18 protein-coding genes are annotated in these 23,542 nt (G+C 49.6%); 11 read left to right on the forward strand and 7 right to left on the reverse strand.

The features are described 5' to 3' along the window. The first annotated feature begins 41 nt into the window (after window positions 1-41). Both JW881_02295 and cadA read left to right on the forward strand, forming a co-directional pair. Window positions 42-584 carry a hypothetical protein gene (locus JW881_02295; protein MBN1696320.1) on the forward strand — a complete coding sequence of 181 codons (543 nt, stop codon included), beginning with the start codon at window positions 42-44 and terminating at the stop codon, window positions 582-584. A 272-nt stretch (window positions 585-856) separates the two neighbouring features. After that, window positions 857-2,848: a cadmium-translocating P-type ATPase gene (gene cadA, locus JW881_02300; protein ID MBN1696321.1), complete on the forward strand. Its 1,992-nt coding sequence runs from the start codon at window positions 857-859 to the stop codon at window positions 2,846-2,848. Between the two features lie 66 nt (window positions 2,849-2,914). Here cadA and JW881_02305 read toward each other — a convergent pair whose 3' ends face one another. From JW881_02305 to JW881_02315, 3 genes are all read right to left on the reverse strand, one after another. Further along, the gene (locus JW881_02305; GenBank protein ID MBN1696322.1) at window positions 2,915-3,061 is read right to left on the reverse strand and encodes a YHS domain-containing protein; all 147 of its coding nucleotides are present in this window, start codon (window positions 3,059-3,061) and stop codon (window positions 2,915-2,917) included. 17 nt (window positions 3,062-3,078) lie between these two features. Then, on the reverse strand, window positions 3,079-3,681 hold the full coding sequence (locus JW881_02310; GenBank protein ID MBN1696323.1) for an SHOCT domain-containing protein: 603 nt from the start codon (window positions 3,679-3,681) through the stop codon (window positions 3,079-3,081). A gap of 261 nt (window positions 3,682-3,942) precedes the next feature. Further along, window positions 3,943-5,316 carry a FecR domain-containing protein gene (locus tag JW881_02315; GenBank protein ID MBN1696324.1) on the reverse strand — a complete coding sequence of 458 codons (1,374 nt, stop codon included), beginning with the start codon at window positions 5,314-5,316 and terminating at the stop codon, window positions 3,943-3,945. A 160-nt stretch (window positions 5,317-5,476) separates the two neighbouring features. Here JW881_02315 and JW881_02320 point away from each other — a divergent pair, with 160 nt between their 5' ends. The 5 genes from JW881_02320 to JW881_02340 all read left to right on the forward strand — a co-directional run bounded on the left by JW881_02320 (window position 5,477) and on the right by JW881_02340 (window position 10,150). Continuing rightward, entirely contained in the window at window positions 5,477-6,298 is an 822-nt protein-coding gene (locus JW881_02320; GenBank protein MBN1696325.1) for a DUF2156 domain-containing protein, read from the forward strand. A gap of 173 nt (window positions 6,299-6,471) precedes the next feature. Further along, window positions 6,472-6,714, forward strand: a complete 243-nt coding sequence (locus JW881_02325; GenBank protein MBN1696326.1) for a hypothetical protein — start codon at window positions 6,472-6,474, stop codon at window positions 6,712-6,714. Window positions 6,715-6,762: 48 nt separating this feature from the next. Continuing rightward, window positions 6,763-7,485, forward strand: coding sequence for a 1-(5-phosphoribosyl)-5-[(5-phosphoribosylamino)methylideneamino]imidazole-4-carboxamide isomerase (hisA, locus tag JW881_02330; protein ID MBN1696327.1), 723 nt, complete (start codon window positions 6,763-6,765; stop codon window positions 7,483-7,485). A gap of 225 nt (window positions 7,486-7,710) precedes the next feature. Then, complete coding sequence (locus JW881_02335; GenBank protein MBN1696328.1) at window positions 7,711-9,054, forward strand: chorismate synthase; 1,344 nt, start codon at window positions 7,711-7,713, stop codon at window positions 9,052-9,054. A 70-nt stretch (window positions 9,055-9,124) separates the two neighbouring features. Next, complete coding sequence (locus JW881_02340; GenBank protein ID MBN1696329.1) at window positions 9,125-10,150, forward strand: phosphotransferase; 1,026 nt, start codon at window positions 9,125-9,127, stop codon at window positions 10,148-10,150. A gap of 86 nt (window positions 10,151-10,236) precedes the next feature. Here JW881_02340 and JW881_02345 read toward each other — a convergent pair whose 3' ends face one another. Continuing rightward, entirely contained in the window at window positions 10,237-14,676 is a 4,440-nt protein-coding gene (locus JW881_02345) for a hypothetical protein (protein MBN1696330.1), read from the reverse strand. A gap of 658 nt (window positions 14,677-15,334) precedes the next feature. Here JW881_02345 and JW881_02350 point away from each other — a divergent pair. Then, the gene (locus JW881_02350; GenBank protein ID MBN1696331.1) at window positions 15,335-15,952 is read left to right on the forward strand and encodes an HAD family phosphatase; all 618 of its coding nucleotides are present in this window, start codon (window positions 15,335-15,337) and stop codon (window positions 15,950-15,952) included. A 32-nt stretch (window positions 15,953-15,984) separates the two neighbouring features. Here the strand turns inward: JW881_02350 and JW881_02355 are convergent, their stop codons facing one another. Further along, a complete protein-coding gene (locus JW881_02355; protein ID MBN1696332.1) occupies window positions 15,985-17,118 on the reverse strand; it encodes a helix-turn-helix transcriptional regulator in 1,134 nt (377 codons plus the stop codon). Between the two features lie 193 nt (window positions 17,119-17,311). Here JW881_02355 and JW881_02360 point away from each other — a divergent pair, with 193 nt between their 5' ends. Continuing rightward, window positions 17,312-18,427, forward strand: coding sequence for a dockerin type I repeat-containing protein (locus JW881_02360; GenBank protein MBN1696333.1), 1,116 nt, complete (start codon window positions 17,312-17,314; stop codon window positions 18,425-18,427). A gap of 154 nt (window positions 18,428-18,581) precedes the next feature. Here the strand turns inward: JW881_02360 and JW881_02365 are convergent, their stop codons facing one another. Both JW881_02365 and JW881_02370 read right to left on the reverse strand, forming a co-directional pair. Then, window positions 18,582-19,775, reverse strand: coding sequence for a hypothetical protein (locus tag JW881_02365; protein ID MBN1696334.1), 1,194 nt, complete (start codon window positions 19,773-19,775; stop codon window positions 18,582-18,584). 289 nt (window positions 19,776-20,064) lie between these two features. Beyond that, window positions 20,065-20,691: a class I SAM-dependent methyltransferase gene (locus JW881_02370; GenBank protein MBN1696335.1), complete on the reverse strand. Its 627-nt coding sequence runs from the start codon at window positions 20,689-20,691 to the stop codon at window positions 20,065-20,067. A 553-nt stretch (window positions 20,692-21,244) separates the two neighbouring features. On the opposite strand from JW881_02370, the gene JW881_02375 reads away from it, so the two are divergent. Together JW881_02375 and JW881_02380 are read left to right on the forward strand one after the other, a co-directional pair. Beyond that, window positions 21,245-22,618, forward strand: coding sequence for a hypothetical protein (locus tag JW881_02375; GenBank protein MBN1696336.1), 1,374 nt, complete (start codon window positions 21,245-21,247; stop codon window positions 22,616-22,618). Window positions 22,619-22,705: 87 nt separating this feature from the next. Continuing rightward, window positions 22,706-23,494 carry a DUF3450 family protein gene (locus JW881_02380; protein ID MBN1696337.1) on the forward strand — a complete coding sequence of 263 codons (789 nt, stop codon included), beginning with the start codon at window positions 22,706-22,708 and terminating at the stop codon, window positions 23,492-23,494. Window positions 23,495-23,542: the final 48 nt, after the last annotated feature.

Here is a 23,542-nt window from a genome sequence, read left to right on the forward strand (position 1 = left end):
GGGTATGTTTCTATTATATAGATTCATAAAGGGGGGCACCCATGAAAACAAAGAGAATGGAGGGATCCCCTGCGGTACTTGTAGCGGCGGGTTTTATCATCGGGTATGCGTTTCTTCACCCGGCCTCTCTGGTTGTCGTCTGCCTTTTTGAAAAAGACGTTTTCGATTTTTTCGCGATTGTGATTGAATCCTTTTCCGTTTCACATCTCGCCATGGGGGCGTATTTCGCCGTTATCGGGGCGCTTCTCGGCGGGATCGTCGCCGTCTACCTTGTAAGTCTGAGAAAGACGAATGTGAAGTTGTTTGATATCAACAACGGCCTCAAACGCCAGAACGAGAAGTTGCGGCAAAAAGTATCGGCGTCAAAAACGGGTAATGAAGTGCTTCTGAAAAAAATCCGGCCGGTACTGAACAGGATTGAAAACGGCGTGGATATAATCAGCAATAAAAGCGCGGGCGGACTGAATCTCCGCCAGACGGCGCTGCTAAAGATTACAAAGGACAATATCGATCGTTTATACGAGGTTATCGAATCGCTTGTTCTGGGCTCCCCCGGCCGCTGCGACAATGCCGGCGGGGCATAGCTGCTGACCCTCGCTTACACCGCATAGTCCGTTTTTTATCTTCACGTCTATGGATACATGACGGCAGGGGCTGTCTTGTATTCTCATACAATAAATAATGCGGATAACAGTCAATGATAACGTGAATGAAAGTATATAAAAAAGGAACGGCTAAAGGTAATAATGAAAGGAGTGTGAATAGATGAGAGAAAAAGAAAGGATTTGAAATGAATACACATGACATGAATGACCATACCGGGCATGATGGAAATAACAACCATGGTCACCACGAAATGGACATTAACGGGTCTCGCCATTCAGGGCACGGCGGCGGCCACGTCGCGCATCACCGGATGATGATCATGGATTTCCGCAGGCGTTTTTACGTATCCCTGTTCGCCACCATTCCGGTATTGATTTTATCGGACTTTATACAGAATTTGCTGCACTATTCTCTCATTATTCCCGGTTCAAGGTATATCGTTTTCACCCTCTCCACGTTTATCTATTTTTACGGGGGCTGGCCTTTTCTGAAAGGCTTCAAGGATGAACTCTCCAAAAAGCTTCCGGGAATGATGACGCTTATTGCGGTTGCGATAAGTGTCGCGTATGCGTACAGCGGAGTCGTCACATTCGGGTTCGAAGGAACTCCCTTTTACTGGGAGCTCGCGACCCTTATCGATATCATGCTCGCGGGTCACTGGATAGAAATGCGGTCGGTGGTAAGCGCTTCGGCAGCTTTGGAAAAGCTCGCCGGTCTCATGCCGGATATCGCCCACCGTAAAACGGGAGACGCGATAAACGACGTTCCCCTCAAGGAAATAAAAAAGGATGACGTGATTGTGGTAAAGCCGGGAGAAAAGATTCCGTCGGACGGTATCGTCGTCGCCGGAACCGGGTATGTGAACGAATCGATGCTTACCGGTGAGGCACGCCCCGTTAAAAAGGGAGAAGGGGACAGACTCGTCGGCGGTTCATTGAATGACGACGCTTCGTTCGAAATGCGCGTTTCGGGAACCGGAGAAGATTCATATCTTGCGAAGGTCGTCGCCATGGTACGGGATGCGCAGGCCGAAAAATCTCGGACACAGGCGTTATCCGACAAGGCGGCGATGTGGCTGACGATTATCGCAATCGCAGTCGGAATAACGACGTTGATCGCGTGGCTTCTTTCGGGCCGCGGACTCCAGTTTTCAATCGCGAGGATGGCTACGGTGATGGTGATTACCTGTCCCCACGCGCTCGGGCTTGCAATCCCCCTGGTAGCGGCGCGGTCGACCGCCCTGTCCGCGCGAAACGGCCTCCTGATTCGAAACCGGACGGCCTTCGAGAACTCCAGAAAAATAACGACCGTTCTTTTCGACAAGACGGGAACACTCACGAAAGGCAGTTTCGAGGTCTCGGATGTCGCCGTATATGACGGGGCGTTCGATGAGCGGTCGGTAATCGGGCTTGCTGCCGCCCTCGAAACACAATCGGGACATCCGATCGCAAAAGGCATCGTCGAAAAGGCGAAAGCGATGGGGGTGCGTATCGAGCCTGTGTCGCAATTCAGGGAAATCAAGGGCAGGGGGGTGGAAGGATCGGTTGACGGCAGAAGGGTCATCGTCGCCGGTCCGGGGTATTTGAAGGAGACGGGATTACAGGAACCGGGCGGGGGAGAAAAGAGTACGGGGGAAACGCGCGTTTTTTTGATTGCAGACGATAAACCGGTCGGTTCTATCGCCCTTTCGGATGCGATACGTCCCGAATCCCGTAAAGCGATTAAAAAACTCAAGGACAGGGGAATCGAATGCCTGATGATGACGGGTGACAATCGTTGGGCGGCGGAAAAAGTAAGCGGGGAACTCGGCATGGACGGTTTCTTCGCCGAAGTGCTGCCGGATCAGAAACTTGAGAAGGTCAGGGAATTACAGGAGCGGGGCGAGTATGTGGCGGTGACCGGTGACGGGGTGAATGACGCGCCGGCCCTCGCGCAGGCACAGGTCGGGATCGCCGTCGGGAGCGGAACGGATGTCGCGGCGGAAACCGCCGATATCGTTCTCGTCAACAATAATCCCCTCGATGTCGCTGAGCTTATTCTCTTCGGCAGGGCGACCTACCGTAAAATGGTACAGAATCTTGTCTGGGCGACCGGTTATAATGTCGTGGCCATTCCCCTCGCGGCCGGCGTGTTATACGGGGCCGGGTTTGTTCTCTCTCCGGAGATCGGCGCGCTTCTCATGTCGCTGAGTACCGTGGTCGTCGCGGTCAACGCCGGGTTTATCAAAATCAGAAAGGATTGACGGGGCGATTCGTTTCGGCGGCCCGTCAATCCTCAAAGTGAAGCGAGATTCCGGCTGCTCCGCCCCTCAGGGGGCGACGTATTTGTCCGGTTCCTTTTCAAAAGCGGCTTTGCATCCCGGTGAGCAGAAGTAATACGTCTTGTTTTTATACGTCGCTTTTATTCCTGTTTTTTTCGGATCGACATCCATTCCGCATATGATATCTTTTTCCATAATGTAATTCCTCCTTTCTAAAGGATATCCTGTTTCAATGCATCGAATTCTTCCTTCGTTATTTCGCCTTTCGCCAGTCTGGCCTTCAGAATTTCGAGGGGAGCGGGCCCTGCATGTTTTCCGCGGCGAAAGACGGCCACGATGACGGTGACTACTCCGGCAAGAATGAGAACGATAAGAGGCCACCACCACCATTGAAAGAGGAACGGATGCATTCCTCCGCCGTAGTACCCGTATCCGCCCATCATCGGCATTCCCCCCATCATCCCGCGGTACTCCCTGCCGCGGAAGCCTCCGCCCGTAAGGTACCGGTATCCCATCATTCTGTGCATCGCCTCGAGGCTTTCGGAATCCTCTCCTCCCATCATTCTGTCCATCCACTCGTGCTGCCTTTCATCCGGTACCATCAGGTTCATGTATGCTTCTCCGAGTTTTTCCAGAAGCGGGTCGCTTACCTCCTCCGGGTCGATCTCCCTGTTCAGATTCACCCCCTGTTCGGCTCTGATCTCCCCGAGTACGTCGTCGACACTGAGATCGTGCGAGCCTTCGTCCGCGGAGAGGAAGAACGGCGTCATAACGATCAATATCATAGGAATAAAAACACTTTTATAAAACGTCATGATACACCTCCTTGTGTGAAGATCATTAATAGCAATGTACTATACCCCGGTAGAGTAGTCAAGCCGACCCTGGCGCCGCACTACATAAAAAATCATCACAATTCTTGAGGAAAATCCACTGGAAGGATTACATAGAGAAGGTTCCGTTACCGTAAGAAAACGGCATCTTGACGATGCAGTCCTGTTTTCCGGTATATTTTCATATATTTGCCGCCGCGCTTCGAGAACTGACTGTGCAGGCATTAATTTTGAGTTTTTTTTCTAAAAATCATCGTCATCGAAGAAATCGCCGTCATCAAAAAAGTCATCGTCGTCTGTAAAATCATCCGAAACGCTTCCGATAGGGACGGAGCCGTTGTTGCGTAAAGCATACAATTTATAAATATACCTGATATCGGCGAGTTTTTTTTCGATATTTTGTTTAAGAAGATTATTGAAAAAGGTATCGGTGGATAAGCCTTCACGTATATTCCCCTTTCCGAAACCGAGATCGTGGAACCGCTTGAGTTCGATGAGTCTGAAATAAATCCGCTGAAACCAGAAAAGACTTTTCTGTATCGCGTAGAGGTGCCCGATGATCGTCTTTTTTTCCTTCATCACCTCCATATTCGTACCCGTTGCACCTTTTTTATCTTCTTGTATCCATTTGTCGATAATATCCGATTCGGCAAAAAGCGCCCGGTAGGCTTCCGTGAACTGTGAAAGCCGCTTCTCGTATTCGGCGGCAAGCTTTTTGATCTGCAAAAGCGCGTTTCCTTTTAACAGCGTTACCTTTTTCGTGTACCAATCGTCCCTGTACGTCTCGACATCGGCAACCGGAACGTTCACCTCTTGTACGGCGGCTTCACTTCCCGCTTCGACGACCTTTCCCGGTTGGGCGTAAAGCCGTTTTCCCGAGGTATCCTTACACTCGACTCGTCCCTGCTTGCAGGTAACCAGCACCTCCCCGGTCGGAAGTGTGGTCACGGTAAATGCCGTCCCCCTGACCCCCATGGCGGTCTCGCCCGTATTCACGAGAAGATCCTGGCTTTTCGCGAGGGCGTCGACTTTCAACGCGATAGAACCCGCAAACATATCGAGCTGTGTCGTTTCCGTTCCATCGATCCTGTTGATATCGAATGTGAATGCCGTGTTTTCCTCGACGGTGATAATTGTCGCGGGACATCGCGCCGAGATCACTTCTATTTCCACCATACTATTTTCTTTTGTCGAAACGAGATCGTAATTCATTATTCTCGTTCCCGTATCGATCCGGGAAGCATCGAGTGAAACGGCGTTTCTTGTAATACCGACGTTTCCTTCGAGATAGGTGATTTCACCTTCTTCTCCTTCTCCCGGTTCTTTTCTTGTGATTGTTTCCTTCGAGGAATCATCCTGTACCGAAGAGGCCTTTTTGGAAATACCGTTACTCGTTGTCGCGCGGTCGGATGTCGAGGATTTTTCCGCTGTTATCTCACTTTCATCTTCTCCTGCCGCAGGTATCGCTTTTTCTTCATCACCTGGTGTCGTTGTATCGGGGAGTTCCTCTTTCCGGTCCCCGCCGGCAAGTGGTGCCGTCGTATCTTGCTTGCCCCGGCAGGATGACCATGGCAGAACAAGCGCTGTTATTATAAACAAATATATGTAGATTCTCATAATCTGCTCCTTATATGAGGCGATACATGCGTAATTAAATTCTAATGGATTGAATTATCGAAGTCAATAACGTGAAGGCCTTGATACAACAATAATTTATTTGTAATATAATATCGCTATGATTTCACACTATCCGGAGTTTTCGGAAATCGATATTTCAATGCGCGATGAATTACACCCCTGTTTCAGCGGGCTTTCCGATGGCATTTCCGAGTTTACGTTCGCCAATATATATCTTTTCAGGAAAAAGAATTCATTTCAAATAGCGGAATTGGAACAAGGGAAATATATTATAACGGGAAAAAGGAATAACGAATCATTTTTCCTGCTCCCTTTCGGAATTCCCGAAAAATCGATGCTCGAAGAAATGTTCGATCGCTATTCGTTATTGAAACTTGTTTCAGAGCCCCAGACCCGGATGCTCCGGGAGTATGGATATCATGTGAAGGAAGACAGAGATAATTTCGATTATATCTATCTGAGGGAACATCTGGCGGAACTGGAGGGAAGAAAATATCATAAAAAAAGAAATCTTATCAACGCATTCCTCAACAATTATAATTATACGGGAAAACGGATCAAGGCGGATAATGTGGGTGATGCGCTGCGGGTGCTCGATCTGTGGAGAGAATCGAGAGAGGAGGACGGAGACTATGCGGGGGCAAAAGAAGCCCTTTACCATATCGAGGATCTCAAGCTTTGCGGTTCCATCGTCTATGTTGACGGCAATCCGGCGGCATACACACTCGGTGAGGAACTCCAGGGGGGAACGTGTTTCGCGATCCATTTCGAAAAGGCAATCGGCGAATATAAAGGGCTTTATCAGTTCATTAACAAGTGTTTCGCGTCGTTTTTACCGGAAAAATACAAGACGATAAACCGCGAACAGGATATGGGAGACGAGGGCTTAAGGCAGGCAAAAATGAGTTACCGTCCTGTGGGTTTTATCAAGAAATACAGGGTGACACGGACCGTTCAATAGTAAGGGTCGATCGCGGGGCGGCCTGCGGGCAATTAAGAGAAATCGGTCTTGACAGGGACCATGTTCATATATTAAGATTGCGTGATTCGGTGTGATATGAAGTGGAATCAGGGAGTATCTTTTTGAAACGATGCGGTAGGTTTACATAATTATCCAAAGGAGGAAATGAGACGATGCCTATTTATCTCAAACTTATGAAAGGAAAAGGTTCAAAGGGGGAGATACTCGAGCTGGGTTTCTGTATGGATAATGATGAAGATATTTCAATCGATATCGAAACCGCCTTGAAAGAGGGGTTTACCACAACCCAGGAGACGTTCGACAGGCTGAAACGACTTTCGGAACTCGGACAAATGTACGAGGAAGTGGACAAATCACATAAACTGGAATTCCGGGATCTGGAAGAAAAAAAATAAAAATAATACTTTCCTTAAAATACTTATTCGTCAATAAGGATAATTTAAATGATTATTATACCTTCAATCGATATATTGAATGGTTCCTGCGTCCGCCTTTACCAGGGCAAATATAACCAGGCGACGGTATATTCGAAAGATCCTGTGGAGATTGCCCACAGTTTCGAAGATGCGGGTGCGCGGAGAATTCATATTATCGATCTGGATGCCGCCCGTGGTGAAGGACGGAATAACCGTAAAAAAATCGGACTCATAAGAAAGGCAGTCGGTGCGACCATTGAGGTCGGGGGGGGTATCCGAACACCGATCGATGTCGAAGAATTGCTTTCGATCGGTATTGATAAACTTATTCTGGGCACCGTTTTAGCGCAGCAGCCGACGGCGGTCGCTTCCTGGGTAAAAGAATATGGGGATGTTTTTATCGCGGGTATCGATGCTGTGAACGGGAATGTGAAGATATCCGGGTGGGAAGACAATGCCGGGGTCGACGATGTCGGTCTGGCGTGTGAGGCTAGAGACATCGGTTTTACCGGAATTATCTATACGAATATCGCCCATGACGGGGCATTGGACGGGCCGGATATTGACCGGACAGCCCTGATCGCGGAACAATCGAAATTACCCGTTATTCTTTCGGGTGGAATCGGTTCGGAGGCGGATGTGGAAGCGGTAGTACGGAAGGCCCATCCGGGTATTATCGGTATTATTATCGGTAAAGCGATATATGAGGGAAAGGTTTCGCTGCCCGGTCTTCTCGAATCCTATCATTGACGCAACGCACCGGCATCATCACGAAATTTCCCGGCAGGTGAACGAATACTTTCGGACGATGCCACTTGACTCTTTTTTCAATGCCCTTTATTGTTGCAGACAACGGGGGGGTGATTTCATGCATCCCCGTTCAAATCCTGATAAATATGGTATTGTTTCATTTTCTATTGATTCCGGAAGGTGGGACACACCAATATCGATACTAAAAAAAAGGAGTGTTTGATTATGATCGGTTGCCATCTGGGACGGATTTTTCAGGTAACTGTCGGGGGCGGGTCTTATCAGGAAGGACTGACCGCGGTTTTGCAGGGCGTTCCTGCGGGCATGAGTATTACGGAACCGGAGATCTACGCGGATCTTCTTTTGAGGAAGCCGGGAGCGGATGAACTGTCTTCACCGAGAAAGGAGCCGGATCTTCCGGTCATCTATTGCGGCGTGAACGCCGCCGATACGGTCGAGAACGCGGGAAATAAACATCTGACCAATGGCACGCCGCTCTGTATTCTCATCCCCAATCTCGACAGGCATTTCATTCATATAAAACAATATCAGGATACAAACCGGACCCCGCGGCCGGGACATGCCTCATTCGCATCGTTCAACAAGTACGGACTCGCGGATGATGCGATTGGCGCGGGAATTTTCTCCGGGAGATACTCGAGTACCATCGTCGCCGCGGGTGCCGTGGCCAAGAAAATCCTTGCTGCCTGCGGCATCAGGATTTGTTCGTATGTTAAAGAAGCGGCGGGCGTCAACTGCGGTGATATCGTCCATGATGTCGCCTTCAGATACACCGAATCCTATAAAAAAATGCGGCGGGATTACGATCCCTTTTATCAGGAGATTTATGAAAAAGGACGGATTCATGCCGATATGCGTTTTCTCGAAAAAATGAGTGTATTTGCAGAGATCGAGAAGGAAATCGATCAGGTCAGGGAAAAGGCACCGGCAATAAAGGAAGAGGAAATTCTTGAAAAGTACAGGGTACATCATATTGTCAATTGCCCGGATATTTCGGCCGCAAAGGAAATGGTCGAAGCGGTAAACAGGATAACGGCGACGGGTGATTCGAGCGGCGGTATTGTCGAGATTATCGTCGATGGTGTTCCCGTCGGACTGGGAGAACCGGTCTTTTATAAACTCGATGCGGAACTCGGAAGAATGCTCGGCATCGGAGCGGTCAAGGCAGTCGAGATAGGGGCCGGAATAAAGGTCAAAGATATGACCGGCTACGAATGCAATGATCAGATGCGTTCGGAAAAGGGGAAGGTAATATTCGATTCAAATAACGCCGGCGGAATCACGGGGGGGCTTGCCACCGGACAACCCCTCGTCATTCGTTGTACCGTCAAACCGACACCGACAATCAATAAAAAACAGCATACAATCGACAAATATACCCTCGAAAACAGGGATCTCGGTGCTATTACACGACGTGACCCGACTATCGTTGCCAGAATCTGGCCCGTTGCCGAAAATTATACGGCCCTTGTCGTCCTTGACAATCTCATTGCGCATTTCGGGTACCAACGATTGCAGGAGATTATGCGGCAGGAATCAAAACAGTAACATGGCGTTCACATAAATGCACCAAATACCGGTATATTGATAGAGGAACCGCCTTTATACTTATGGAACGATGAAGAGCTTACCGGATTTTGTAAAAAACACGCTGTCACCGCGATTCGGTGCCGATCCCCCGTCCATTATCTTTTTGGGTGGGGGTCAGGACTGGTCGGACGGGATAGTGTTTCGGTTCGAACATAGTGAGGGTGAACGTGTTATAAAGTTTGTCGATTTTGCACAAACGGATGATAAAGCGTTGTTCCGCATGGAAGAAAAGATTTTGTATATAAAACGGATGTCGGAAAGCGGAACGAGCGTCATTGAACCCGAATTGTCGGTCAACGGGAATCATTTTGAGATATGTTCTTTTGAAGGAAAAAACTGGCTCGCTTATTCTTATCCGTATGTCCCCGGAAGACCGGTGAATGCGGGCGATACTGTTGTCAGGAACGGCATGTTTCACAGACATATCGGCACGATCCTCGGGAAATTACATACCGTTGCATCGGAATTACCGGAAGAAGGGTTTACCGCTAATAAAAAGAAGCAGAGTCTGCTGTCTGACTGGACGGAGGAATGGGAGTTCTTCCGCTCGTGGTGCCGGGATGATGAAGTGGGTTCGGCCTGGGAAAGGTTGAAGCATGCCGTTCTGCGTCTTGATGTCGAGCGAAAAGTCTACGGATTCATACACAATGATGCCCATGCCGCGAATTTTATCTTCAATCCGGCTTCGGCAACAGGACAGGAGCGTAATAAATTCGATCTCACCCTGATTGATTTTGATGTGGCACGATTCCATTTTTTTACCTGCGAAGTCGCGGCGGCCCTGTATTCATTCGTCAGCCTCGAAACCGGCGGGCTGGAAACCATACGGACACTCGATAAAGATCGGAAGCGGTTTTTATATTCATCTTTTATGAAGGGGTACGAACAATTCAGGAGTCCCTTGCCGGAGTGGCTGGATCATCTGAGGTTGTTCATTCAATACAGGCGTTGTCTTCTCTTCATGCCGTTCCAGGAACAGACCGCAAAATATCCTGCCTGGCGAAAACGCTGGAAGAAGCGGATCATGGAGAATGATAAAAAGCTGTTTGGCTGATGATGCCGTTTGTCGTCGGTTTTTTCGAGAAAAAACACCCAACCTCGATAAGGAGATTGGGTGTTTTCCCGTCGTTGCATATCCTGTTAGCCGGCCGGATGCATACACCCGGTTTTTCCGTTACATGCTTTGTTGATAACAAGTTTTTCATTTATTTTATCAACGAAACTTTTTTGTATTCCCTGTGCCGTGAGTTCGAGCGCGATATATCGTTTGTTATTTTTTTGTATCATTTTAAAATAATACAAGAACATGAGAAGACATATCATCGTAAACGATAATAAAAGCACATTGATTTTTCCGTTCGTTATTTTTCCGACAATATCGCACAACGGCATTCCGGCGGACATTATTATCGCCCCGCCTAAATTTCCTTTGGGCGCGGCACCAAGCCTGTACGCCATTTCATGCGACCAGGGTTTTGCGAAGAAATTGACGATATGAGTGAATGTTCCGGATTTCTTCATCAAAGAAACAATGGGACGCGCCAGCACATAGTAGCCCGTCATGACATCGGGCCGTGTTTTATGCAGCAATGCGCCGAATTCAGTATCCGCTCTGAAAACCCATTCCTCCATCAATCCCTGCCTGTATAATTCCGTGCATATAATCGTCGCATCACCGATATCGCTGAAGAAATCGCCGATATTTTCGGCGACATCGATACCGAAGTCGCCGAGGCCGTCGACGAAATCGCTGCCCGCTTCCCACACGGCGCGGCCGGCGGCCTCAAAGGCCTCAACCGAATCGACGAATCCTTCGGCGATTGCCGTCGAGGCGTCGATAAATCCGCCGAGGGCGGCTTCTCCGATTGAGATAAAACCTTCCCTGACGGCATCCGCCCCGGAAATAAAACCGTCGACAAGGGCAGTGGTGACGTCCATGAATCCATTGGCCACGGCTTCGACACCCGTGATGAACCCATTGGTCAACGCGGTCGTGACATCCATGAAACCGTTGGCGACCGCCTCGACCCCGGTAATAAATCCGTTCGCGATCGCGGAGGTGACATCGATCAATCCGTTGGCGACCGCCTCGACCCCGGTGATGAATCCCTCTCCGATGGCCTCCGCTACCGTAATGAAGCCCTGTGCGACCGCTTCGACCCCGGTGATGAATCCTTCACCGATCGCCTCGGCGACGGTAATGAATCCCTCCCCGATCGCTTCGGCGACATCGATAACTCCTTCACCGATAAGTTCGGCCGTATCGGCTATTTCGTTGAAATCTATCTGGAAACTCAGGTCGATCTCCACTCCCAGTATCAACTGGATCTCCCCGGAAATCCCGACAGTGAGTGTTCCGTCGCTGAAGCCGAATTCCCCGCCCACTCCGAATTCCACCGCGGCACCTGCGCTGACGCCGCCGCCGCCGTTCATCCCGATTCCGGCAACCTGGCCTTCGGCGTAATACGCCGCGTTCGCGGATACGCCGGCGCCGAGATTCATATCCCCCTCGGCACCGTAATCACCGTCGCCGTAATGAACGCCGCCTTGTCCGTCGACATAGGCATAAGCCGATGCACCGACGGCGCCTCCGGCACCCGCCGAAGTTCCGGGAATGGCCGCCAGTCTGACTTCCCCGTCAGCCGAAAGCGAGACATTCGCCTGTACCCCCGCATACGCCTCAACGGTAAAGTCTTCATCGGTCGCCTGGAAATGGGCTTCAAGTTCCGCCGAGACATATGCTTCCGCCGTTACCGTGCCCGTCGCCGTTACGGCATTCCCCAGGGTAACCGATCCGCCCGCCGTCGCCACGGCTCCGGCTTCAATATATGCCCGTGCGCCCATGCGTACTCCATCGGGGCCGACCGTTAAAGCGGCATCGAATCCCGCGTCTGCGTATAACCGGGCATTGGCGTAACCGCTGATACGGGCCGCCCCGTTCAATGCTTCCATCTGGGCGTCTGTTGCGACATATGCACTGATATGCATGCCGCCGCTGACGCTGAAACATGTCGTTGAATGGTCAAGACTGATTATGTTGTTCTGAATGTCCCGAACCGGAATCGCATAGACGCCTTTGTCCACGGGAATGGAATTATTGGGGATAACACCGGCAGGCAGGTCCGAGACGAGTATTAAGGTGTTCGGATCCAGAGGCTGGTTCAGGAAAGACGAAAGATCGATGTCCGTCGTATAATCGCGGCTCGATACGAAACCGTCGTCGAATCGGAGGTGATCGACAACGATCATGTTTACCCTTGTGATCATGCCCGGGTCGTCAATGGAGGAGATTTCCAGTACATTGCCGATACGTTTGACGGTGAAGTCGCTTCGTCTGCCGTCGAACCGAATAACGGTATCGCCGTTGTTCGCCACATACATATCATTTGACACCGGGACGAAGATTGTCCGGACGGCCCTTACGCCCCTGCAATCGGATGAGCCTTCGAGCGTCACATTGATTTGAAATGATTCGTATTGCCCGTTGATGTCCAGAGAAAGACCCGTCAGGTCCTCTTTGGCCAGAACGGCGCACCCATCGGTATAAAGGATTTCGCTTCCATCCGGCCGTATCAATGAGACCCCGGAAGGGAGACCGGATAGAGTGATTCGGACATTTCTTTTCAACAGGGGATTGACGACAATATCGAGAGGGATACGGCCCTGTACGGCTTCACCGTTCACAACATCGATGCCGAAGTCGCCCGACTGTGCAAAAAGAAGGGTATCATTCGTCGGGGTTATATACAGATGGAGCGGTGTACTCCATTTATGCAGTTTACGATGTGTTTTATAAAATGCTGTCACCTTGAGATTGAGTTTTCCGAAAAAACCGGGACGCACGTCAAGGCATATCGTGTTGTCGAGCAGCGTTTTTGCGTCAAGCAGCTGGAAATATTCTCCATTCTTGTCGAGTTGCGGCATACTGCCTTCTTTGACAATAACCGATTGAGGTAATCCGCTGATAACCACCGTCTGGATATCGAGATGCCGGTTCATGCGGGGGAGAGCGACTGGAATTGAACGGCCGGATTCCATGACGGGATAATTAACAAGAATATCCTCAACATCGAAGAACCGGAGGGTTTCTCCTTTCGGTGTTGTTATTACCCCGCTGATCGTGTCGGATGTCGACCTGAACATTAAGTATGAATAAAGCGGCTGCCGGGAACCGCCGTCGGGCGTGATTTTCCACCCTTTGATGGTGAGCACACGGTCCAGGCCGATGATATCCGCTCCCGGTCCTCCGTCGAAACGGTCGTTGCCGTCGCCGGGGGCATACACATAGGTATCGTCACCCTGACCACCGCTTGCAAGGTCATCGCCCCCGCCGCCGCAGATCCAGTCGGCGTCGATTCCTCCGGAAATATTGTCGTTACCGTTCCCGCCGTTTATAATATTCCGGCCCGATGATACAATCAGCGTATCATCGCCGTCACCGCCCGATACGACATCATCGCCATTGCCCCCGTCGATATAATCCTCCCCGGCTCCTCCAGTCATTCTGTCCGAACCATAACCGCCGAAGAGGGTGTCGTTTCCCTCACCGCCGCGTATTACATCATTACCGTCAAAACCGTCGATTGTATCCGCACCATCACCGCCGTCAAAATAATCGTCTCCGGCGGTGCCCGCCAAATCGTCGATACCTTCATTGGCGGAACCAAAGGGTTCGATGTCTTCCGCAACCACAAAGAGATCAAAAGGTCCGGTGTTTCCGGGCACGGCCTCCATGGTGCCGAACAAACCCGTGTCTGTGCTTCCGGCCCGGCAGCCGGAAGAAATCGTTATGCTTCGCGCACCCACATTCCCTTCCACGATTACCCCCGGCATGATCGATACTTCACCAAAGGGTGTGATAAGCGAACCCGGAAATTCCTGGTTCGGAAAGAGTGATATATCATCAAGTCCGTAGAGAACAATCATGCCCGATCCGTTTATATGATAGTGAATCCGGCTGCCGAGTAAAACCTTGCCCGCTACGTTGATACGTACCGGACCGTTGCCGGTATCGAAATTTATTGTTACATCAGGTCCGATATTCAAGGATTTAAAATTATACGTTCCGCTGCGCAGCCAAATCGATGAACGGGAATGCACACTGGTGTCGCCGAAAGCCCCCGGGGCAAGATATTCGTTCATTCCGTTTTTGATAACTACCATTCGATTAATTACGGGAAACGCCTCGGCCGGAATTACCGGAATATATATATCTTCTTCTCCGGACACGGGTGTTTCGTGAAAACGACCGAAGCAGATTCTTTTACCTGACCTATAAAAAGGCATTTTGAAGCGCCGGTGGTTCCATGAGACATCCCTTCCGTTAAACTCCAAATTCCCGTCTACCGTCGCATCAGGATGAATAAAAGCGGTTCCGGCAATGACATCTCCGAGAAGGGTTGCCCCGGATTGAACGGTCAGCCGCTCCGTCGCGATAATGGATGCATCGCAACAGGGAGTACCGAATGCGGCACCGGGAATCAGGGTAACGATGAAAAGCAGTATGACCATTGGAATGGTCCCCTTTATTCTTCCATAGTCCCACGGATGAGATCGATAATGTAATGTCAGACTTTTCATAATTCCTCCAGTTTTACTATTGATATTACTTTATTGTCAGTCCGATACCATTCGGTATCTTGTTTTACCATTATATATGAGAATATTCAGGTCGGGCAGGATTTGATACATTCACCGTCGCGTGAACTGAAAGTCCATTCCTGCCGGACATTTTCCCGCTTTGAGTACAGCACCATCTTATCTTTCTATCTAAATATAATCGTGTCTACAAATAAATAGCACGTTTTTTCACTACAGCTTTTTTTTATATCATAATTTATCAATAAAGTAAAGAGTTATCTTTTTTACCGACGGCCGGTTGATATAAGCTTTCCCTTTTCCTGTTTACCGGCCAGCGCTCGAGCTTGATGTTTTGTTATCCTGTTCCTATAAAAAATTTGTTCCTGTAAAGCAATCGTAATAATATCAACCAATCCGGGATAACATTCTTTTTCTGCATTCAGTATTGCAGAGATAAGTAAAAGTTAGCAAGGAAATCCGTTATTGTCGTCCGTGCAGGTAGAAGCGGACGTTTTTCATGACAGGAGAGAATAAAAATTATTCAACAAAGACTGTATGTACGACCTCTGTTTCAGGAAATTCGACCTCCGTCCCCATTCCGTGTATAAATTTCATCCCAAATACTTATCTTTCATCATTATCCGTGTTAAGATAACTGATGGGAGTGAGACATATTCATATAACAACGCTGCTTTTCGACCTCGGTAATGTCGTGTTTCGATGGTCGTTCGAGCCCATGTTCGAATATTGGGCTGAAACATGCGGGAAATCCGTCGAATTCCTGAGAAGTACATTCAGGGTCGATCATATGTATGAGAAGTATGAAACGGGCGCGGTGACAACGGACGAATACGCGCATCATATCGAACGGATGCTCGGCGTCAGGTTTCTTCCTGACGATTTCAAGAAAGGCTGGAATTCAATTTATGTTGAAGAAACGGCCGGGATCGACGGTTTGCTGGCAAATCTCGAAAAAAACTATCGCCTCGCGGCTTTCAGCAATACAAACGAAGTGCATTACGCGTGTATGGAAGAAAAATACGGCCATTTGTTCAGACGCTTCGAACGGGTATTTTATTCGCATATTATCGGACTCAGGAAGCCGGAGAAGGACGCCTTCGAGTATGTGCTTGCGGAAATCGGGATTAAAAAGAGTGACGTCGTTTTTTTCGACGATCTTGCCGAGAATGTGAGGGGAGCGCAACGGATCGGGATCAAAGCCGTACAGGTGAAAGGACTCGAAAGCATCACGGAGGGGCTCAGGTCTTTTGAATGACCTCAAGGCTTATCGCCGTGTCGCGAAGGGGACTATGCCGGGCGGTTTTTTTTCCTGTATTCGGAGGGGGACAGGTGATATGCGGATTTGAATACCTGAAAAAAATAGGAAGAACTCGAAAATCCGAGTGCCGACGCTATCTCCGTGATATTTCTGTCGGTTTCCGAAAGGAGTCTTGCGGCTTCTCGAAGGCGTATCCTTGAAACAAGCTGTTTGACGGTGAGGCCGTGCTTCTTCCTGATCAGGCCGGCGATCCGGCGCCGGGCGATTCCCGTGTGCCTGTGCAACATGCCGGCGGTCATGTCCGGGTCCGTGTAATGTTCCATGATATAAGCTTCGAGCCGCCTGGTGTCCTCCTCCGCGTGACTCGCGATATCGACGGGATTGTAGTCGAAATGGAACTGGGCGCCGCTTTCCGCCTTCTTCCCGCCCGCCCGGACGCGAAATGCGATCAGAATGCCAAAGGACAGGAGAAATCCGGTACCGGAAAGGATATAAAGGAGGGTGAACGACCTGTGAAAAGAGAATTCACCGACAATCAATCCGCCGGGTTCTTCCGTTTTCTGCGTGATTTTTTTCGTCTGCTGGATATTGACCGACGCGACTATGCGGAGCAGTTTATTGGGAGAATAATCCTTGCGGGATAAGTGCTGCCGGTCGAACCACCAGTCGAGAAATTCGAATTCGGACAAAGGGATGCGGTATTCCTTCATGAAGTTTTCCAGAACGATCGCCTTTTCCAGCGGACACCTCGTGTTTGAATCGTTTTCGACCGTATGTCCCTCGAGATGGGTTTTTATTTTGATCTGATAAACATCCCTTACCGCTGCGGCGGCCGTCATCTTCACATAATCAAAATCGGAGACATCGATGCCTTTGTCATTGACATCCGTCGAAAAGTAGAAACCAGCATACGGAAAGGTGACCCCGTCGCGGAGGGTATATTCCAGGGTGACCGCATTGACATCGGTCTTGAAAAGATCGATTGAAGAGGCCGTGTTTCGGGAAGGATCCCCTTCGTCCGAATATGCGTCGACCCGGTAAACACGCTGTTTCCACGGGAAGAGGTGCAGGGGGTGCTGCATGACGGCATAGATTATGGGGATAAGGAAAAGCAGGGGGAAAAGAAAGGCTGCGTAACGCAGAATGTCCTTTGGTTTCACCATGGACTATCGTATACCGATTTACGACAATTGTCAAACCGGCGAATCGCCGGTTTGACCTGCCGCATCGAATGAATGCGCGGGGGCGGCATAAAACCACATTAATTGGCCCGAAAATCTCATTAATCGGAGTTAAAATTGAATGCGAAAATGCCCCGGAAGGTGTCATAATGAAAGAAAAAGCAAGGAGGAACCAATGAAAGGAATTGTGAAACGAATATGGTTCATATTAATGGTGCTTGCAGGCATTGTCGTGTATCCGTACGCCCAGTCCCCGGGCGATGTCAATAATGACGGGACCGTCACTATTGTCGACGCGTTGCTTGTTGCCCAGTATTATGTCGGGCTTAATCCGGCTGTGTTTTCTCTTGATGCGGCGGATGTGAACTGCGATTCTGCGATAAATATCGTGGACGCCCTGCTTGTCGCGCAGTATTACGTTGGGCTGGTTGACGAATTCCCCTGTTCCGCCACGCCTGTGCCCACATTGCCCCCCGGGGGGACGGAGGTCGATGTGTTCGGTATCACGATGTTCTATCCGACCCTCACCTCGTCCCTCGGCTGGGATTCCCGTCACTGGGACAATGGTATCGAGAGAACGCTTTCCAACGATATCATGAGCGGGAACGATCCTGAAGACCCGACATTCTGGTCCGAATACCGCGGAAGCGGGGTGCTTACCATCGATGGCAGGGGCATGCTGACCATGGGCGGCAGCCAGCCGCGGATCTATATTAATCCGTATCCGGGGACGGAGGAAACGAATCCGGAGATGTTTTTCAAGAACGTGGAAGTGACCGTTTACTACATGAGAATAGGAACCGACGGCGCGAACTGGGGAGGGTGTGTTATCGGTGTGAGAAGCGGGCCGAACGGCCATTCGAGCTGGGGTGACTACTGCGACGCGACCACCTATTACGCGCGCCTCAGACATGACGGGAATGTCGATTTTTACAAGGAACTGAAGCATCCGGACGGCGATTACGTGATGCACCATGAGTACTGGGGCGGGGATCCCCTTCCATCCAGCCGGTGGATCGGGGTCAAGGTCTGCGCGTACAATATATCGGGCGATTCCGAGGTAAAGCTGGAAATGTACATCGACAAAACAAGCGGGGGAGCGAACGGGGGGGTATGGGAAAAGGCGATCGAGTATATCGACGACGGATCGTGGACGGTTCCTGCGTCCGGTTGTCCCTACCCCGAAAACATGCCGATTACCGAAGGCGGCGGGGTGGTCATGATCAGGAACACCGACGCGGCGGAGGCCCGGTACAAGATGTTTTCCGTTCGGGAGATCAATGTGCGGTAGGGCTGAAGACATTTACTGTCGCGTGCATTATAAAAGCGGCCTGCACAAGGAGATCGGCCGGCGTTGTTCAAACTGAAGGGTCCAACCGGCATTCCCGGCAAGCGTGATCGATGGCGATACGCTTTGCCGGACGGACCCCGAAATGATTTTCCCCCTATATTTTCCCGACACCCGCATTCCCGGTCACGATCGATGTTACCTGATCCGTCGAATGCAGCTGGTAGCTGTACGGCGGATTGAAGGTGCATGTCGATGAGGTCGGCCGGCTGCCGGTGCAGTTGATGAACCGGTTGTCCCTTACATCCCAATACCCCGTCGAGTCGCTGTCCCAGTATCCGATGGGATCGTCTGCGGACTCGAAAACGTTGTTTTCGATTCTGAGCTGCGCACCCTGCCTGCAGTTGATCCCCGTCGTCGCGATATTGATGTAATAGTTGTTGTAAATGTGCCCCGTTCCGAAACGGTAGGACGGCAGGCGTGAATTGCAGTCCGCGAAATAGTTGTGGTGGTAGGTGATCTTTCTGTCATAGTCGTCGCTGTCCGACGAGCCGACGAGCGACGTCTTGTATGAATGGTGGCAGTAATTCCAGGAAAAGGTGATGTATTCGCTTTCCGCCTTGGCGTCGAAAAGACCGTCATAGTAGTCCTTGTCGTGGTCGAGATCGTTGTACAACTCGCAGTGATCGATCCAGACATGATCGGAGGGTCCCTCGATCCCGATACAGTCCTTGTCGCCGATGTCGACATGGTGGATGCGGAGGTTTCTGATAATGATATTGCCGGCGCGCCATACCTTTATCCCGATCCCGTTGAGTTCCCCGCTTGTTCCGACACCGATGATTGAAATGTCTCTGACATCCTTGATGTCGATTTTCGAAAGGCCGCTTGAATTGGATTCGGTAATGGTCCCGTTGACATAGATGACACGGGGGCCGCCCGCTTTGATCGCGTTCTGGAGGTCCGTCCCTGTGTTGACCGTCACCGAGGGGCCGCCCGCGCCGCCTGTCGTTCCCCCGTTCAGTGTCGCGAAACCGACGAGGCTCGAATCGATCTGGCCCGGAGGAGAGGTGGGTGTCGGACTTTCGCAGGGAAAGGACGAAATAAGCCCCACGTAATATTGGGCGACGAGCAACGCATCGACAATATTGATGCCGCCCTCACAATTGACGTCGGCGCTGCCCGCATTGAATCCACCCGGATTGAGGCCCACGTAATGTTGAGCGATGAGAAGGGCATCGACGATGTCGATACTCGAATTCCCGTTGACATCGCCCATGGTCTGGGCCGGAAGTGAAAGTACTCCCGTGATTATAAAAACAAAGACAATTAAAAAAAGCCGTTTATTCATAACATTCTCCTTATGTCATCCTGCCCGAACAGGATGGATGTGAACCGGATCGAGAAAAATATTGAAAAGATCGGTAAAAGTAAACCGGTTTATCGATCCGTAGCGGATAGTGTAGCATGCGGGATTTCAGCAGGCAAGGAACAATATTTTAGATAAGAATACAATTCATTGGAATAGTGAACCTCCGTCCCCGGTTTTCAAACGTTGGCTATATGGAGATTACGTGAATAATGTAAACGGGAATGACGGCAGTCATACAAATGAAATTGTGCAGGCCGGGTTCTTGTTTTTATCGTTTAAAGGCAGTGACACAATAATGTTTTTGTGTATCCATATGGATGTCTGAAATATAAAAACCGTACAGCAATATATGCAGTTCATCGGGAGTAAAATAATGGTGAGGCAATCCTTTCTCCTCTCCGTCAAGGGGTATAAATGTACGTGGTTCAATCATTTTGAATTTGGCCGCTTGGTTTTTATATTTTGGAACTGTTATAAATAACAATCCATCCCTTCGCAAAACGCGTTTTATTTCCCTGATAATGCTTTTTATTGTTGTAATACCGGCGTGATGGATGACCTGTATGGAAATGACGGCATCTAGGAAATTGTTTTCAAAAGGCAGGGGATCTTTCATGTCACCTGATGTGAATACGGCCTCAACACCTTCATCTTTTACCCACCTGGAAGCAACGGAAAGTGCCTTTGGAGAATTATCCAGTCCAAAGACATTGAATCCTCTTTTTGCAAGGTAAATTATGTGCCTTCCGGTACCGCAGCCAAGATCCAGAATTCTTTTATGCGCTCTCTCTTTCAATATAGGTACGATTTTGTGCATATCTTCGTGAGGGTTTATAAAGAATTTTCCGTATTTCTTGAAAATATCGTTCCAGATATTTGTTTTTGTTTGCTTCATTGTTTTTCCTGCCATAAATGTTTTCGATAAAACCAATCAATCCAATAGAAAAATTAAAATAGTATTTCTGTTATATGAGGGTGATATTTTCCCACATGAAAAAATGTAATGGCGATGATTCTGTTGAGTGGAACCATAACAGAGAATTAATATAATACTATCAATAAAATAATATCGGCGCGTTCCCTCCATGATAAACTATAAGGTGTGTTTATGTTTTACTGCATAAACAGTCATTTATAATCAGGGAGGTCGAGGAGATGTACAGGTATTTGTTTGTCTTTTGTCTTAAAACGCTTGCATGGTTTCATATAGTAAAGAAAATAATAGTAAACAAAATCAATTCCCGGACGATTTCATCAAATAATAATTATAATGCATTCAATACAACGGATACAAAATAAGGAATAACTAATAACCTAAAATAAATGCATGCATTATATAGCGATAATCCATCCGTTTTCATAAAATCTTAATAGTTATTAAACATGGAGAAAATAATCCGTCTATCATAATCGCTTCTATAAATATTATTATCAGGAGGCGAAATGTTATGAAAAAAAAACATTATGCAACAATTGTCCTGGTTGCGGCGGTTATGTTGTTTTGGGCCGCTTCGTGTACACCACCGGAAGAATCCAATAAAGGGCTTCAGGAGGGGGATCCGATCGGTAACGGATTTGTCGTTACCTATATCGACGACGGGGGCGGTTATGAGGCCGAAGGAACGATCGGCGGTGAAACACTCGTCAAGGTGATAGGAACCTTTACCTCGGACAGGGTCTGGACGGCGGACAAAATATGGTTTTTGGCGGGCTCGGTCTTTATCGGAAATGATTCAGCTTCATCGGCGGCAACACTTACCATCGAAGCGGGGACGGAGGTCAGGGGCATCAACGATATCACACCCGGACTCCTTGTCATTACAAGGCATTCCAGGATCGAAGCCGTCGGTACTGCGGATAATCCGATCATTTTCACGTCTGCTCAGGCACCGGGCTACCGTGCTTCGGGCGACTGGGGCGGGCTCGTCATCAACGGCAGGGCGCCGACCAATGAAGGGATGAACGTCGAGGGCGAAGGTGCCTCAGGATTATACGGCGGCGATGTCGAAGACGACGATTCCGGAACGCTCCGATATGTCCGGGTCGAGTTTGCAGGCCGGATCTTTACCACCGAAAACGAACTGAACGGTATCGCCTTTCAGGGAGTCGGTTCCGGAACCGAAGTCGACTATATCCAGGTCCACCAGAACAAGGACGACGGTGTCGAGTTCTTCGGCGGAACAGTCTCGGTCAGCCATGTCGTCATTACCGGGGCGCAGGATGATTCACTCGACTGGACATCGGGCTGGAGGGGAACAGCACAGTATGTCATTCTTCAGCAATACCCGGGTGCGGGCGACAATGGGATCGAAGCAGACAACCTGAACGCGGAGTACACGAGAACCCCCGTTTCCGATCCGACACTTTCTAATTTTACCATTGTGGCCAACAGCGATACATCGGCGCGGGGAATACTTTTTAGAAGGGGAACAAAAGCGCGGGTCCTCAATTCGGTGATACAGGGGTATACCGGATCCATACGGCAGGACAACGCGGACGCGGATGAGGTGATTTTCCGGGGTGTGTGCGCCGATACGGTTCCGTATGCCGACGGAGTGACGGCGGCCGATCTCTCAGCCGATGCCTCGAACGATGTACCGGGGACGACCAATCTTCCCGCGGGTGCAGTTGCAAGCCTGGCCGGCGGCGAATATTCCTTTAACATGGTGCCCGATGACGATCCGAGTGCGGACGCGTACGATATTACGACGATTACACCGCTATTCGGGGCGCTTGATTCTTCGGGCGCCGGTTTTGTCGGCGCGATCGACCCGGACGGGACCGACTGGTCCGCGGGCTGGATAACCACCGCCGAAAGATAATTTTCCGGATTAGGGATAAACGATCAGTATCAATGCCGCAGTGCCGGATCAATCCGGTACTGCGGATTATTTGTCAAGGAGAGGAAGATGATTTCCATTGAAAACCGTAGCAACAACAAAAAAAAGACTTTTATACTCGTCATTATTATTTTCGGGGCCGTGTTTCTTTTAGGCCAGACAACCGACAGCGCCCTTGAAAATCTTGCCGCCGAAATCGCTTCAAAACGGGCTGAAGTGGAAGCGCTTTCGGCGAAGCTTGAAAACAAAAAAGCGGATTATAATGAACGACTCAGATCCCTCTCGATACAACACGCGGATATGGAAGCCAGGATAAAACGTGAAAATTTACGGCTTGCGCAATACGAACGGGAACTTAATGAATACAGAAAAAGCAATTCCGAAGCAGGCGGGTCGCAGGATTTTCTCAAACAGCTCGCCGGTCGTGTTCTTTTGAGAATACGGGCTTATATAAATGAAAGCCTCCCCTTTCAGAAGGAGGAAAGGATTTCCGAGATCGATACGTTTGAAAACCTGCTTGTAGGCGGAAATCTCGACGAGGCGGCAATTTTGGCCCGTCTGTGGAATTTCGTCGAATCCGAGTTTCGCCTTGCCACCGAAAGCGGGATTTACCGCCAGGTGATCGAACGGGGGGAGGAAACATTTCTTGCGGAAGTGATCAGATTGGGATTCGTATTTCTTTACTACAGGACCCGGGATAATGAATACGGCTATGCGGTAAAGGAGGGCGGCGCTTGGAAGTTTACATCGGTACGGAATGAGGAAGAAAAAGACCAGATCGATCGATTGTATGACGCCCTCAGGAAAAACATACGCGAAGGCCGTTTTACTATCCCTTATCCGGGAAAGGATTTGTGAAATGAAAGCGACGAGAAGATTATTTTGCCATTCAGGATGTGCGTCTTT

The sequence above is a fragment of the Spirochaetales bacterium genome, assembly GCA_016930085.1.
Lineage (GTDB): Bacteria > Spirochaetota > Spirochaetia > SZUA-6 > JAFGRV01 > JAFGHO01.

Excerpts from the sequence above, each read along its gene's own strand:
- JW881_02345 (MBN1696330.1), bottom strand. The coding sequence starts at position 14,676 with ATGAAAAGTCTGACATTACATTATCGATCTCATCCGTGGGACTATGGA.
- JW881_02305 (MBN1696322.1), bottom strand. The coding sequence starts at position 3,061 with ATGGAAAAAGATATCATATGCGGAATGGATGTCGATCCGAAAAAAACA.
- JW881_02335 (MBN1696328.1), top strand. The coding sequence starts at position 7,711 with ATGATCGGTTGCCATCTGGGACGGATTTTTCAGGTAACTGTCGGGGGC.
- JW881_02355 (MBN1696332.1), bottom strand. The coding sequence starts at position 17,118 with ATGGTGAAACCAAAGGACATTCTGCGTTACGCAGCCTTTCTTTTCCCC.
- cadA (MBN1696321.1), top strand. The coding sequence starts at position 857 with ATGGACATTAACGGGTCTCGCCATTCAGGGCACGGCGGCGGCCACGTC.
- JW881_02320 (MBN1696325.1), top strand. The coding sequence starts at position 5,477 with ATGCGCGATGAATTACACCCCTGTTTCAGCGGGCTTTCCGATGGCATT.
- JW881_02365 (MBN1696334.1), bottom strand. The coding sequence starts at position 19,775 with ATGAATAAACGGCTTTTTTTAATTGTCTTTGTTTTTATAATCACGGGA.
- JW881_02340 (MBN1696329.1), top strand. The coding sequence starts at position 9,125 with ATGAAGAGCTTACCGGATTTTGTAAAAAACACGCTGTCACCGCGATTC.
- JW881_02325 (MBN1696326.1), top strand. The coding sequence starts at position 6,472 with ATGCCTATTTATCTCAAACTTATGAAAGGAAAAGGTTCAAAGGGGGAG.
- JW881_02310 (MBN1696323.1), bottom strand. The coding sequence starts at position 3,681 with ATGACGTTTTATAAAAGTGTTTTTATTCCTATGATATTGATCGTTATG.
- JW881_02375 (MBN1696336.1), top strand. The coding sequence starts at position 21,245 with ATGAAAAAAAAACATTATGCAACAATTGTCCTGGTTGCGGCGGTTATG.
- JW881_02380 (MBN1696337.1), top strand. The coding sequence starts at position 22,706 with ATGATTTCCATTGAAAACCGTAGCAACAACAAAAAAAAGACTTTTATA.
- hisA (MBN1696327.1), top strand. The coding sequence starts at position 6,763 with ATGATTATTATACCTTCAATCGATATATTGAATGGTTCCTGCGTCCGC.
- JW881_02295 (MBN1696320.1), top strand. The coding sequence starts at position 42 with ATGAAAACAAAGAGAATGGAGGGATCCCCTGCGGTACTTGTAGCGGCG.
- JW881_02360 (MBN1696333.1), top strand. The coding sequence starts at position 17,312 with ATGAAAGGAATTGTGAAACGAATATGGTTCATATTAATGGTGCTTGCA.
- JW881_02350 (MBN1696331.1), top strand. The coding sequence starts at position 15,335 with ATGGGAGTGAGACATATTCATATAACAACGCTGCTTTTCGACCTCGGT.
- JW881_02370 (MBN1696335.1), bottom strand. The coding sequence starts at position 20,691 with ATGAAGCAAACAAAAACAAATATCTGGAACGATATTTTCAAGAAATAC.
- JW881_02315 (MBN1696324.1), bottom strand. The coding sequence starts at position 5,316 with ATGAGAATCTACATATATTTGTTTATAATAACAGCGCTTGTTCTGCCA.